Raw genomic sequence first — 12,834 nt, 5'->3', positions numbered from 1 at the left:
CGTCGGAGGTCGGAATCGTCGACGCGGAGCCGGCTGCACGTGGTGCGGAGCCACGGAGCCGGCAGCCGGGACCGCGCTACGTGGCGGCGCGGTCGGCCACCTTGTGGATCGCCTTGCGTGCCGCCTTCGCGACGGCCTTGTCCGGATGGTGCTCGCCGACCGCGGTGAGGACCGTGACCGTGTCCGGGTGGTCGACCCGCCACATCGTGTCGACCGGTCCCGTCGCGCCCGCCGGGATGATGTGCTCGATGACCGCGGTGATCACGTCCGGCTCGTGCCTGCCGAGCCTGCCCGCGATCGCGTCGACCGCGAGCCAGGCCAGCTCGGCATCGCCCAGGTCGGCGTCCGCACCGCGTAGCGCGGCCGTTTCGAGCCGGGCATGCAACCGAAGCGCGGGTACGTCCTCGACCTCCCGCCACGCCGTTTCGGCCTCGGCGCCGGCGTGCTCGCGGACCAGCGTGATCGCGTCCGCGCGGCGCGGCGCGTCGCTCTCGGCGGCCACGGCGAGGAGCGCGCGAGCCCCGCCGAGCGGCGTGTGGACGGTGAACCAGGCCGGTGCCTCCACCTGGATCTCACCGTCGAGGCCGTGGGCGAGCACGTCGACGAGATCGGTGGCGGCCATGTCCTCCGGCGCGGGCAGCAGTGGAATGTCCACACCGGACTCGACGAGCTCGCCGCGCAACGAGGCGGCGGCCAGCGGCGTGAGCCGTGCGACCGTGCCTTCGCTCGCGGCGGCCTCGTGGGAGTCGTCGAGCTCCACGGCGCCGAGGTCGGCGAGCCTGCCCAGCAGCACCTCGGCCGGGTCGCCGTGCTGTGCCGACCATGCGCGCCACGCCGCGTCCGCTTCGTCGGCGGGCAGGTCGTCGGTCGCGATGTCGGCCATCATGTCGCTGATCGCGTGCACCGGAAGGCCGACGCGCCAGGTGAGCAGGAGCGGCACGAACCAGGCGGACGTGCCGGTGAAGTCGAGGGTCTCGTCACCCGTGCGGTCCGCGTCGGCGGGCAGGCTCCACGCGAGCAGCGTGTTGAGCGCGTGCCCCCACACCGTGAGCACCTCGTCGTCGTCACCACCGGGCCATTCGTCGAAGGCAGGCCCGGCCGACGGAATCACCTCGCCGCCGTCCTCGTCATCGGCGCCGTCCTCGTCGTCCTCGAACTCGACGAAGCCGACGTTCGAGGCGAGCTCCGCCACGGAGGGCAGGTCCGTTTCGGACACTCCAGCCGTGTCCGCGGCCGCGCCGAGATCCTGGCCGTCGACGACGGCCGCCGCCAGCGCACGGGCCCGCGCGAGCAACGGCGAGCGGCGTGCCACCTCGGCGAGCTCGTCCTCGGCGGGCAGCCGGATCGGGCCCAGCCGGTCCGGAAGGTTGTACAGCATCTTCAGGTCCGGCTCGTTCTCGGCCAGCCGCGGCCGGTCGAGCGTGCCGAACAGGGCGGTCTCGGCATCGTCGAGTTCACCGAGCAGCTCGGCGTGCCGGCTCTCGTCGATCCGCTCGGTGTCGAACGCGAAGTCGAGCATCAGGTCAACGGCGTTGACCACGTCGTTCGGGTCGTCGTCCGGGCGGGCCGCCGGATACACCTGGAGCAGCAGCCGGGTCGTGTCGCCGTCGCGGAGCTCGCCGAGGTCGCTCACTCCGCACTCGTCGGCGAGCAGCTGCAGGGCGGTCGTCGCGACGCCGGGATCGACCTCGAATTCCGGTTCGTCGGCGAGGTAGTCCTCGATGTAGGAGGTCAGTTCGACCGCGGAGAGCCGCACGTCGTCGGAGTTCATTCGGTCAGGCTATCGGCAGGCCGCCCGGTGCCCGCCGCCCCGGGGGAGCCGGGTACCGGGCACCGGCGGCCGGTGGTCAACCCGCGGGTGGGGCGTCCCGGACCATGCAGGTCAGCCTGGCGGTGCAGCTGCGGCGGCCCGCCTCGTCGGTGATGACGATCTCGGCGGTCACCGCCGACCGGCCCACGTGCACCGGCGTCGCCACCGCGGTGACGATGCCGGACGTGACCGCACGGTGGTGGGTGCAGTTCAGGTCGACGCCGACGGCGATACGCCCGTCACCGGCGTTGAGCGCGGCGACGGTCGAGCCGAGCGCTTCGGCAAGGACGGCGTTGGCGCCGCCGTGCAGCAGCCCGTACGGCTGGAGGTTGCCTTCCACGGGCATGGTGGCCGTCACGCGTTCGGGCGAGAGTTGGCCGAATTCCATGCCGACCTTGTCGTTGAGCTGCTGGGCCGCGATCTCGGGCGTGAGGCCCGCCAGCGACTCCCGAAACGCCTGCTCAGAACCGTTCTTGGTCACTCGATCTCTCCTCGGTCTAGGGACAGGCAGCGCTGTCGGACCCTCACCCTAGACTCGCGGATGTGAGTCCAGACGCGAAGACCGACGAACCGTTCGCAGACACCGCACCGTCGGCGGGCGCAGCGGAACCGCCGGCAGGCACAGCACAGTCCGCCGCCGCACCGCAGCCCGCGGCGCCGGCCGGCTCGTCGCCCGCCGACGCCGCGGCGGCCACCCGGCGGTTGCTGCTGATCGACGGCCATTCGATGGCCTACCGCGCCTTCTACGCGGTGCCCGCGGATCGCTTCCGGACGTCGACGGGGCAGGTGACGAACGCGGTCTTCGGGTTCACGTCGATGTTGATCAACCTGCTGCGGGACGAGGAACCGACGCATCTGGCCGTCGCGTTCGACGTCTCCCGGCAGACGTTCCGGACGGAGACTTTCGCCGAGTACAAGGCCAACCGGTCGGCCACGCCGGACGATTTCAAGGGCCAGGTCGAGCTGATCAAGCAGGTGCTCGGCGCGCTGGCGATCCCGGTGCTGGAGCAGCCCGGCTACGAGGCCGACGACCTGATCGCCACGTTGTCGACGCAGGCGACCGGCTCCGGCTACGACGTCCTCATCTGTACGGGCGACCGGGACGCGCTGCAGCTCGTCACCGACACGATCACGGTGCTGTACCCGAAGAAGGGCGTCTCGGATCTCGTACGGTTCGACCCGGACGGTGTGCAGGAGAAGTACGGCCTGTCCCCGGTGCAGTATCCGGACTTCGCGGCGCTGCGCGGCGATCCGTCGGACAACCTGCCCGGCATCCCGGGCGTGGGGGAGAAGACGGCGACGAAGTGGATCCGGCAGTTCGGGTCCCTCGGCGACCTGGTCGACCGGGTCGACGAGGTCAAGGGCAAGGCGGGCGACGCGCTGCGCTCTCACCTCGACGGCGTGCTGCTCAACCGGCAGTTGACGGAGCTGGTGCGGGACGTGCCGCTGGAAGAGGCTCCCGCGGACCTCGAGGTCAAGGCGTGGGACCGCGACGCCGTGCACCGGCTGTTCGACGAGCTCGAGTTCCGCGTGCTGCGTGACCGGTTGTTCGCGACCCTGTCCAGCGCCGAACCCGAGGCCGACGAGGGTTTCAGCGTCAGCGGTGGCGCGCTGGCCCGCGGCACGGTCGCGACGTGGCTGGCCGAGCACGCTCCGGCCGGCTCCACCACCGGGCTCGCCGTGCGTGTCACCGGCACCTCGATCGCCGCCGACGCCGCGTCGCTCGCGCTGGCGGCCTCCGACGGCGAGGGCGCCTACCTGGACCTGACGACGCTCGACGCGGACGACGAGGCGGCGCTGGGCGCCTGGCTCGCCGACCCCGAGGCGCACAAGACCGGGCATGCGCTGAAGGCGCCGCTGCACGGCCTGCTGGCGCGAGGCCGGCGCGTGCGCGGGCTGACCATGGACACCGAACTGGCCGCGTACCTGGTCCGCCCCGGCCAGCGTACGTTCGAACTCGCCGACCTCGTGCTGCGTTACCTGCAGCGGGAACTGCGGTCCGACTCGTCCGGTGGTGAGGGCCAGCTGTCGCTGCTCGACACCTCCGGCGGAGCAGACTCCGACGACGACGCCGAACTCGTCCACGATGAGCTGGTGCGCGCCCGTGCGACCGCCGACCTCGCCGAGGCACTGGCCACCGAGCTGGCAGAGATCGGCGGGGAGCAACTGCTGGCGGAGGTCGAGCTACCGCTGCTGTCGGTGATCACCGAACTCGAAGCCGCGGGCGTGGCGGTCGACCTGGAGCAGCTGACGACGCTCGAAGCGCACTACGCGAGCAGGGTGAAGGAGGCGACCGAGAGCGCCTACGGCGTCATCGGCAAGCAGATCAACCTCGGCTCGCCGAAGCAGTTGCAGGTCGTGCTGTTCGACGAGCTCGGCATGCCCAAGACCAAACGCACCAAGACCGGGTACACGACCGACGCCGATGCGCTCCAGACACTGTACGAGAAGACCGAGCACCCCTTCCTGCAGCACCTGCTGGAGCACCGCGACGCCGCCCGGCTGCGCAGCACGGTCGAAGGCCTGATCAAGGCGGTCGCACCCGACGGGCGGATCCACACCACCCTGCACCAGACGATCGCGGCGACCGGCAGGTTGTCCTCGGTGGACCCGAACCTGCAGAACATCCCGATCCGCACCGACGAGGGCAGGCGGATCCGGGAGGCGTTCGTCGTCGGTACGGGCTACGACCAGCTGATGACCGCCGACTACAGCCAGATCGAAATGCGGATCATGGCGCACCTGTCCGGCGACGCCGACCTGATCGAGGCGTTCCAGTCGGGAGCCGACTTCCACGCCGCGACGGCCGCCGCCGTGTTCGACGTCGATCCGGCCGAGGTGACGGGGCCGCAGCGCGCCAAGATCAAGGCGATGAACTACGGCCTGGCCTACGGGCTGTCGGCGTACGGGCTGTCGCAGCAGTTGCGGATCTCCACCGAGGAGGCCCGTGGGCTGATGGACGACTACTTCGCGCGGTTCGGCGGGGTCCGCGACTACCTGCACGCCGTCGTCGACGAGGCCGCGAAGTCCGGCTACACCCAGACGATCTTCGGCAGGCGGCGATACCTGCCCGATCTGACGAGCGAGAACCGGCAGCGGCGGGAGATGGCCGAGCGGATGGCGCTCAACGCGCCGATCCAGGGCAGTGCCGCCGACATCATCAAGGTCGCCATGCTCGGCGTGTACCACGCGCTCGCGTCGTCGGACCTGGGCAGCCGCATGCTGCTGCAGGTGCACGACGAGCTGATCCTCGAGATCGCCGAGGGCGAGCACGACGAGGTCGAACAGCTGGTGCGTCGCGAGATGGGCGCCGCCTGCGAACTCGCCGTGCCCCTCGAGGTGTCGGTCGGGTTCGGCCGGTCGTGGAACGACGCCGCGCACTGAACGACCCACCACGGGGCGGGCGGCGGTGGCCGGGCCGCGCCGCCGCCCCGCACGGTGCCGCCCTTCCGGAGCGCTGCGGGGGCGGTGCGGCGCCGATATCGTGCTCGTCATGACGCGACGTGCGCTGCTGCTCGCCGGGACCGGGATGCTCCGCAGGGTCACGAGGGAGCTCGCCGTCGACGGGTGGCAGGTCGTCCTGCCGAGCAGGCGCTACGCGCCCATCCCGACCGGCGATCCGGATGTGCATTCGGTGCGCTGGACCGCGGGCCACCGGCACACGACGGTCGGCGCGGGCCGCGCGACCTGGGTACAGGCGCAGTGGGACGCTCCCGCCGACCTCGCGAGAAAGGCGAGTGACGTGCTGACGGGGCCTGCCGATCTGCTCGTCGCCTGGGTGCACGAGTCCTACCGGGAGGCGGTGCTGTCCGCCGTGGAACCGTTGCTGTCGGCCGCGGCGCCCGTGGTCGAGGTGACAGCCCTGCCGACGCACGGCGACGTCGTCGCACCGCCGGAACCCCACTACCCGCACCGGCCGACCCAGCAGGTGCTGCTCGGGTCCACCTCGGACGTGGCCGTGGGCAGGCCACTGGGACACGAGGAGATCGAACGGGGAGTGCTGGAGGCCGTCCGCCGAGCGGTCGCAGGCAGGCCGTCCTCGGCGCATCAGCTGGGCGAGCGCAGAACGGTCCGCAGGTCCTGAAACCGCCGCCGCAGACTCCGGCGAGGCCTCACCCGGCAGCGGCTCACCCCGGCTTGTTCACCCCGGCTCGGCCCGTGCGGCGAGCAGGGTGAGTACCGAGTCCCGCACCTCCGACCGGTCGCGCTGCGGTTCGAAGACCAGCCAGTCGAGTGCCGTCACGAGCAGCGTCCCGAACAGGGCCGTCGCCGCCCTGCGTACCGGTACGCCCTCGGGGAAGCGCCGCGTGGCCGCGACCAGCGCCAGCTGCCGTTCGAGGATGGTGAGGATCTCCTCCCGCAACGGCGCGAGCGTCTCGGCCCAGCTGCCCGGGGTTCGCCAGAGCTCGCTCACGAGGATCTGGGAGAACCCCGGGTACTGCTCGATGAACGCCAGCGCGGCGTCGATCAGCGCGGCGAGTCCGGCCGACGGGTCGTCGCCCGCGTCGTCGACGGCGGTGGTCAGCCGCTCGGCCAGCTCACCGATGCCGTAGCGCAGCAGCGCCTCGATGAGCCCGTCCTTGCTGCCGAAGTTGTAGTACACGGTGCCCTTGGCGACGCGGGCCTCGGCGGCGATGTGGTCGACGGTGACACCCGCGATCCCCGTGCCGCGTGCCAGGCGCATCGTCGCCTCGAACAGCCGTCGTTGGGTCGCCTCCGCCCGCGGGGTCACAACGCCAACTCCGGCTTGAGGTGACCCACTGTCCACACGCGACGTCTCCGTGCCGCCAGTGTCGACGCCGTGAGTGCGGCCGCGAGGTACGCGACGAGGACACCGACGTCGAGCAGCACCTCGGCCGACGCCCCGCTGTAGAGCAGGTGCCGCAGTCCGTCGATCACGTACCCCATCGGCAGCACCGCGTGCAGCGGCTGGAGTGCGTCGGGCAGGGTCTGCCACGGGAACGTTCCGCCTGCGCTGACCAGCTGCAGTACGAGCAGCACGAGCCCGAGGAACTTGCCGACCGCGCCGAAGAGCGCGTTGAGCGCGTGCACGATCGCCGTGAACGTCAGCGAGGTCAGGACGGCGAAGCCCAGCGCCGCGACAGGATTCGCGACGTGGATCCCGACGAGCCAGGTGACGGCGGCGAACAGGACGACCACCTGTGCCGTCCCCAGTAGCGCCGCCGACAGCCAGCCGCCGAGGGCGACCCGCACCGGCGAGGCACCCGCCGTGAGCGCACGCGTCGACAACGGCCGCAACAGCAGGAACAGCACGAAGGCACCGATCCACGTCGCCAGTCCGATGAAGAACGGTGCGAGTCCGGCCCCGTACGTGCCCGCGCTGGCCATACTCGCGTTGTCGACCGACACCGGATCGGCGATCGTCCTGGCCGTCTCCTCTCGCGTGTCCTCGTCGGTGTTCGGGATCTGGTGGAGTCCCTCGTTGAGGCCGTCGCGGAGTTCGTTCGCGCCGCCCAGGAGCTGTTTCGTGCCGTTGAGGGCGTCCTGCTGCCCGCTGTCGAGGCTCGCCGCGCCCTTCGACAGCTCCTGCGCGCCGCCGGCCGCCTGGGCGATCCCGCCCGCCAGCTGTGGGGCACTGCCCGCGAGGCGCTGTGCCCCGTTGGCGACCTGCCGTGAGCCGGTGGCGAGTGTGTTGAGCTGGGTGGACGTCTGCTGGATCCGGTTGTCCGCCTGGTCCACCGGTGCGCGCACGTTCCCCAGCACGCCCAGCACGTGCTGCACTTCCTCCTCGTCGAGGCCGCCGTCGCGGAGTCGCTGTCCGAGCTGGTCGTTCACGTTGTTCAGGTTGTTCTGCAGATCCGTCGAGCCCTGGGCGAGCGCCGACGCCGTCGCGGCGATCTGCTCGTTGCCCGCCGCGACCTTGTTGGCGCCGGTCGCGAGCTGCTGCGTCTGCCGGGGCAGGTTCTCCGTGTTGGACTTCAGGGTCGTCAGCCCGGACGAGAGCTGGTTGCTGCCCGTGGCCAGCTTCGAGGCGCCGGTTGCGAGCTTCTGCTGCCCGTCGCGGAGTTCGCGTGCCCCGGCGGCGAGTTCCCGCGCGCCGCCTGCGGCCTTCTCCGTTCGTTCGTGGATGGTCGAGAACCCGACGAGGAACCGGTCGGCCGCCTGCGTGCCCACCTTCTCCGCGATCGTGTCCCGGACCTCCTCGGCCACCTGGTCCGCGATGGTGTGCGAGAGGTAGTTGTTCGCGTCGTTGGTGGTCAGCGTGATCCCCGCCTGCCGGGGCTCGAAGTCCTCGCTCGAGGTCAGCGCTTTGCTGAAGTCGCGGGGGATCGTGATCGCGAAGGCGTAGTCGCCGTTGCCGACCCCGGTGTGCGCCCGCTCGCGCGAGACCTCGTGCCAGTCGAAGTCGCCGGAGCGTTGCAGCTCGTCGGTGACCTCGCGGCCGACCTCGCGGTGGTTCTCGCCGGTACCGCTGCCCGTGTCGTTGTTGACGATCGCGGCGGGCAGGTTGTCGAGCCTGCCGTACGGGTCGTAGTTGGAGTACAGATACAGCGAGGCGTACAGCAGGGGCACGAGTACGAGCGCGGCGACGGCGAGCTTCGGCAGTGTTCCCGTGGTGAGCCTGCGCAGCTCGTTGCGGGCGAGGTGGACGGCGTTCACGAGTGGTCCTCCGGCAGCGGGCGTGCGGGGTCGGGGCGGCCGACACGGCCGATGCGAACGGTGTCCGCGGGTAGCACCGAGTCGGCGGCGGTCGCGGTCAGCACGACGACGGCCAGTCCTCGTTCGGCCTGTTCGCGGGCGAGCCGCAGCCAGTGGCCTGTCTCGCTGGTGTGCCGGTCGGGGCGGTCGAGCACGAGCATGCGCACGCCGTGGCGGGACGCGGCGAGCGTGGTCAGCAGCCGTGTGCGAAGGCCGGCGTCGAGGTGTTCGAACCGGGAGTCCGCGTAGGGCGCCGCGTCGTGGTCGGTGAGCCAGCGGCCGACCGCCGCCTTGCTCGCTGGCTTGCCCGCGAGCGCCAGTTCCTCGCCGACGACGACGCGGAGCGGCAGCGCATCGTCGGGCTCGCTCACGCCGGGGGCGTCGACGACGGCGACCCGCGCCGCCACCGCTCCGGGCGTCGTGATCGGGGTGTCCTCGGATGGCCCTGCCGGCCGGTCGGCGTCCCCGTCCGCATCGGCCCGGCCCTCCGATGTCCCGTCGGCCGGGCCGCCGGGCGTCGCGTCCGTGTCGGAAACGCCGTCGCCACCGGTTTCGTCCGCGGCGTCGTCCCGGGCGAGGTCACCGGCGGTCTGCTCACCACCGAGGTCCTCGTCGCCGGCATCGCTGTTGTCGTCGTTGTTGCTGTTGTCGCCGTCGGCGGGGGTCTCGCGCTCGGAGGCCGGTTCGCCGGCGTCGTCGTGGACGGTGACGGTGCCGGTCGAGGGCCGCAGCCGTCCCGCGAGCGCGAGGCCGAACGCCGAGATGCCGGTTCCGGGTTCGCCCTTCACAATGACGAGCTCGCCGGTGGACACCGTGAGCGAGGTCTGTGGCACAAGGGGGCCATGGGGTCCGTCGATTCCGACCCGATCGGCGATCAGCTGCATACGTCATCCTTTTGAACTGACTGGTCAGTTCAAATAGTAGAACGTGTCGTGCCGGGGCGCAGTGCGGGGGAGCGCGGGGTGCCCGGGCGGGTGCCGCCCGAGGGTCAGTGAGTGCGTTCCGTACGGAAAATCGCGGTGCCGGGGAACAGCTTGCCGCGCAGTGGGCTCCACTGGCCCCAGACCCGGGTGTGCCCCTCCGGCCATTCGGGCTCGACGACGTCGAGCAGGCGGAATCCGGTGGCCGTCAGTGCGCGGACGTAGTCGCCGAACGTGCGGTGGTACTCGACGTAGGTGGCACGGCCACGCTCGTCCTGTTCGACGTACGGGGTGCGATCGAAGTACGGCTCGACGGCGGTCAGTCCGGTCGGTCCCGGGTCGTCGGGGAAGATCCACCGCATCGGATGAGTCACCGAGAACACCCAGGTGCCGCCGGGGCGCAGGACTCGCGCGACCTCAGCGAACACGGTCTCCAGCGATGGGACGAACATCAGTGCCCCGAACGAGGAGCAGGCGATGTCGAACCCGTCCGCCTGCAGTGGCAGGGCTTCGGCGTTGGCCTGCAGCAGCGTGGGTGTCAGGCCGGTGCGCCGTTCTGCGGCACGGGCGTGCCGCAGCATCTCCGGCGACAGGTCCAGCGCGATCACCCCGGCCCCCTGCGCGGTGAGCCACCGGGCACAGGGCGCGGACCCGCAGCCGAGTTCGAGCACGTCGGCTTCGGCGAGTGCGTCGGACGGGCCCAGCAGCCGGGCCTGTTCCTCCCGGACGCCTTCAGGGCACCACACGAAGTCCGCCTCGCCGAGGAACTCGCCGTGCTCGTCGAGGTAGGTGTCGGCGTCGGCGTCCCACCAGGCCAGACTGGCGCGTTCCGCCTCGGCCGAGCCGACGGTGCGGTAGGCGACCCCCGCCGTGCCGAGTGCGCGCTCGGTGCCGGAGTAGCGTGGGTCGCGCGCGGCGGAACCGGCCGCGGAAGGTGTCTCGGCCACGTGGGCATTCTCCTCCGCGAAGCGGCGTGATCACGCGCGCACCCCTGATTGTGCGGGTCACAATCGGCCGCGTACGATGACTGTCAGCGCAGTGGGTTCCGCGCTTCCTCTCGCCTCCCGGGTTTCGTGCGAGGTGTGTGGTCGCGCACCTCGAGATGATCCTCGGCGGCCGTTGCGGCGCACGTGACGCGATCAGCGTCGGAGACGCCTGGACGAATGCACGGTCATCACACGGTGGCCCGTCCTGCGCTGCCCGACGTCGACGGATCGGCCGTCCCGGCATCGCCGAGGCCGGTCACGCCAGACGCCGGGCTTCGGCAAACTGCAAACCCCACGACATCTATCCGCTACCGGAGCAACCCACCTAATGACCATCGACACCACCACCGCCCCGAGCGCCGAGCAGGCCCAGGTCGCCGTCAACGACATCGGGACGGAGGAAGACTTCCTCGCCGCGATCGACAAGACCATCAAGTACTTCAACGATGGTGACATCGTCGAAGGCACGATCGTCAAGGTCGACCGCGACGAAGTGCTGCTCGACATCGGTTACAAGACCGAGGGCGTCATCCCCTCTCGTGAGCTGTCCATCAAGCACGATGTCGACCCGGCCGAGGTTGTCGCCGTCGGTGACGAGGTGGAGGCCCTTGTCCTGCAGAAGGAGGACAAGGAAGGCCGGCTGATCCTGTCCAAGAAGCGCGCCCAGTACGAGCGCGCCTGGGGCACGATCGAAGAGCTCAAGGAGAAGGACGAGCCCGTCAAGGGCACCGTCATCGAGGTCGTCAAGGGCGGCCTCATCCTCGACATCGGCCTCCGCGGCTTCCTGCCCGCCTCGCTCGTCGAGATGCGCCGGGTGCGCGACCTGCAGCCGTACGTCGGCCGCGAGCTCGAAGCCAAGATCATCGAGCTGGACAAGAACCGCAACAACGTGGTGCTGTCCCGCCGCGCCTACCTGGAGCAGACCCAGTCCGAGGTCCGCAGCGAGTTCCTCAACGCGCTCGCCAAGGGCCAGGTCCGCAAGGGCGTCGTCTCCTCGATCGTCAACTTCGGTGCGTTCGTGGACCTCGGCGGCGTCGACGGCCTGGTGCACGTCTCGGAGCTGTCCTGGAAGCACATCGACCACCCGTCCGAGGTCGTCGAGGTCGGCCAGGAGGTCACGGTCGAGGTGCTCGAGGTCGACATGGACCGCGAGCGCGTGTCCCTGTCGCTGAAGGCCACGCAGGAAGACCCGTGGCGTCAGTTCGCCCGTACCCACGCGATCGGCCAGATCGTGCCGGGCAAGGTCACCAAGCTCGTCCCGTTCGGCGCGTTCGTCCGCGTCGAGGAGGGCATCGAGGGCCTGGTGCACATCTCCGAGCTGGCCGAGCGCCACGTGGAGATCCCGGAGCAGGTCGTCCAGGTCGGCACCGAGGTCATGGTCAAGGTCATCGACATCGACCTCGAGCGTCGCCGCATCTCGCTCTCGCTGAAGCAGGCGAACGAGGGCTTCACGCCGGACGCCGACTTCGACCCGACGCAGTACGGCATGGCCGCCGAGTACGACGACCAGGGCAACTACATCTACCCCGAGGGCTTCGACCCCGACACGCAGGAGTGGCAGGAGGGCTACGACACCCAGCGTGAGGAGTGGGAGAAGCAGTACGCCGAGGCCCACGCCCGCTACGAGCAGCACATGAAGCAGGTCGCCGAGGCGGCCGCCGCCAACGCCGCAGCCGCGGCCGACGCCGCGACCGGCGTCGAGGGCGGCGACCAGAGCTACACCTCCGGCGGCGGAGCGTCGACCTCGTCGTCGTCCTCGTCCTCGTCCTCGTCGGCGGGGTCGTCCTCGGCCTCGTCCGAGCAGCCCGCCCAGAGCGGCGGCACGCTGGCCAGCGACGAGCAGCTCGCGGCGCTGCGGGAGAAGCTCTCCGGCGGTGCGTGAGTAGCGTGAACGCCTCGACGAGGCGTCCGCTCACGCGATGAGCACAGGTGGTGGCCCCGGTCCGATCTCGGACCGGGGCCACCGTTCTGTGTGGCGGTCGTGGGACGGGCGTCGAGGGCGGGAGTCACCGCCGGTCGGCTGGTCCGCCGGGACCACGGGAACGACCCGTCGCTGCGGCCGAGCAGCAACGGGCCGGGGTGTTCGGTACGGAGGGGGTCTGCGCGCCGGGACGTGGGCGCGCCGGGACGTCAGCTGGTGGTCAGGCGGCGGCGCGGGCGGGCGCGGGCGCCCAGGCGCGTTCGTGCGCCGCGGCACGGGCCCTGCGGCGCAGGCCGGCCAGACTGTGCTTGGCCGGCACCAGCAGCGCGGTCAGCCAGTTGCGCCGGTGTTCGTCGAGCGCCTTCGCGACAGCCTGATGCATGACGCAGTGCACCAGGCCCGGGGTGCCCAGGCGATGTTTCCCGGCGTATGTGTTGGCAGGCATCGTTCCTCCGTATGGGCGATGGCCGTTGCGCGGAAGAGTAGGTAATCAACGCCGGACTGTGGTGGAACACGTCGGCGTGTCACCCGAATTTG

Annotated in this window: 9 protein-coding genes and 1 pseudogene; 3 read left to right on the top strand and 7 right to left on the bottom strand. The window is 70.9% G+C overall.

What is annotated here, in order from left to right; all coding sequences use genetic code 11:
• Positions 1 to 76: 76 nt before the first annotated feature.
• Together LY12_RS20320 and LY12_RS20315 are read right to left on the bottom strand one after the other, a co-directional pair.
• Positions 77 to 1,771: a hypothetical protein gene (locus LY12_RS20320; protein WP_253858990.1), complete on the bottom strand. Its 1,695-nt coding sequence runs from the start codon at positions 1,769 to 1,771 to the stop codon at positions 77 to 79.
• Positions 1,772 to 1,847: 76 nt separating this feature from the next.
• A complete protein-coding gene (locus LY12_RS20315; protein WP_253858989.1) occupies positions 1,848 to 2,291 on the bottom strand; it encodes a hotdog fold thioesterase in 444 nt (147 codons plus the stop codon).
• Positions 2,292 to 2,512: 221 nt separating this feature from the next.
• Between LY12_RS20315 and polA the strand changes: the two genes are divergently transcribed.
• Complete coding sequence (polA, locus tag LY12_RS20310; protein WP_253859331.1) at positions 2,513 to 5,194, top strand: DNA polymerase I; 2,682 nt, start codon at positions 2,513 to 2,515, stop codon at positions 5,192 to 5,194.
• Positions 5,195 to 5,303: 109 nt separating this feature from the next.
• Positions 5,304 to 5,894, top strand: coding sequence for a Rossmann-fold NAD(P)-binding domain-containing protein (locus tag LY12_RS20305; protein WP_253858988.1), 591 nt, complete (start codon positions 5,304 to 5,306; stop codon positions 5,892 to 5,894).
• 57 nt (positions 5,895 to 5,951) lie between these two features.
• Here the strand turns inward: LY12_RS20305 and LY12_RS20300 are convergent, their stop codons facing one another.
• From LY12_RS20300 to LY12_RS20280, 4 genes and pseudogenes are all read right to left on the bottom strand, one after another.
• Complete coding sequence (locus LY12_RS20300; RefSeq protein WP_253858987.1) at positions 5,952 to 6,542, bottom strand: TetR/AcrR family transcriptional regulator; 591 nt, start codon at positions 6,540 to 6,542, stop codon at positions 5,952 to 5,954.
• Positions 6,539 to 8,431, bottom strand: coding sequence for a YhgE/Pip family protein (locus tag LY12_RS20295; RefSeq protein ID WP_253858986.1), 1,893 nt, complete (start codon positions 8,429 to 8,431; stop codon positions 6,539 to 6,541). The genes LY12_RS20300 and LY12_RS20295 overlap by 4 nt, the downstream gene beginning before the upstream one ends.
• Positions 8,432 to 9,171: 740 nt before the next feature.
• Positions 9,172 to 9,354: pseudogene (locus LY12_RS20285) on the bottom strand (ABC transporter ATP-binding protein); the annotation flags it as partial.
• A 104-nt stretch (positions 9,355 to 9,458) separates the two neighbouring features.
• Positions 9,459 to 10,337, bottom strand: a complete 879-nt coding sequence (locus tag LY12_RS20280) for a class I SAM-dependent methyltransferase (protein WP_253858985.1) — start codon at positions 10,335 to 10,337, stop codon at positions 9,459 to 9,461.
• A gap of 367 nt (positions 10,338 to 10,704) precedes the next feature.
• Here LY12_RS20280 and rpsA point away from each other — a divergent pair, with 367 nt between their 5' ends.
• Positions 10,705 to 12,258, top strand: coding sequence for a 30S ribosomal protein S1 (rpsA, locus tag LY12_RS20275; protein WP_253858984.1), 1,554 nt, complete (start codon positions 10,705 to 10,707; stop codon positions 12,256 to 12,258).
• 259 nt (positions 12,259 to 12,517) lie between these two features.
• Here rpsA and LY12_RS20270 read toward each other — a convergent pair whose 3' ends face one another.
• Complete coding sequence (locus LY12_RS20270) at positions 12,518 to 12,742, bottom strand: hypothetical protein (protein WP_253858983.1); 225 nt, start codon at positions 12,740 to 12,742, stop codon at positions 12,518 to 12,520.
• Positions 12,743 to 12,834: the final 92 nt, after the last annotated feature.

Source organism: Prauserella alba, assembly GCF_024171735.1.
GTDB lineage: Bacteria > Actinomycetota > Actinomycetes > Mycobacteriales > Pseudonocardiaceae > Prauserella > Prauserella alba.
The sequence above is the reverse complement of the archived record's forward strand: the minus strand, read 5'-3'. Positions and strand labels throughout refer to the sequence as shown.

Excerpts from the sequence above, each read along its gene's own strand:
- LY12_RS20320 (WP_253858990.1), bottom strand. The coding sequence starts at position 1,771 with ATGAACTCCGACGACGTGCGGCTCTCCGCGGTCGAACTGACCTCCTAC.
- LY12_RS20305 (WP_253858988.1), top strand. The coding sequence starts at position 5,304 with ATGACGCGACGTGCGCTGCTGCTCGCCGGGACCGGGATGCTCCGCAGG.
- rpsA (WP_253858984.1), top strand. The coding sequence starts at position 10,705 with ATGACCATCGACACCACCACCGCCCCGAGCGCCGAGCAGGCCCAGGTC.
- LY12_RS20270 (WP_253858983.1), bottom strand. The coding sequence starts at position 12,742 with ATGCCTGCCAACACATACGCCGGGAAACATCGCCTGGGCACCCCGGGC.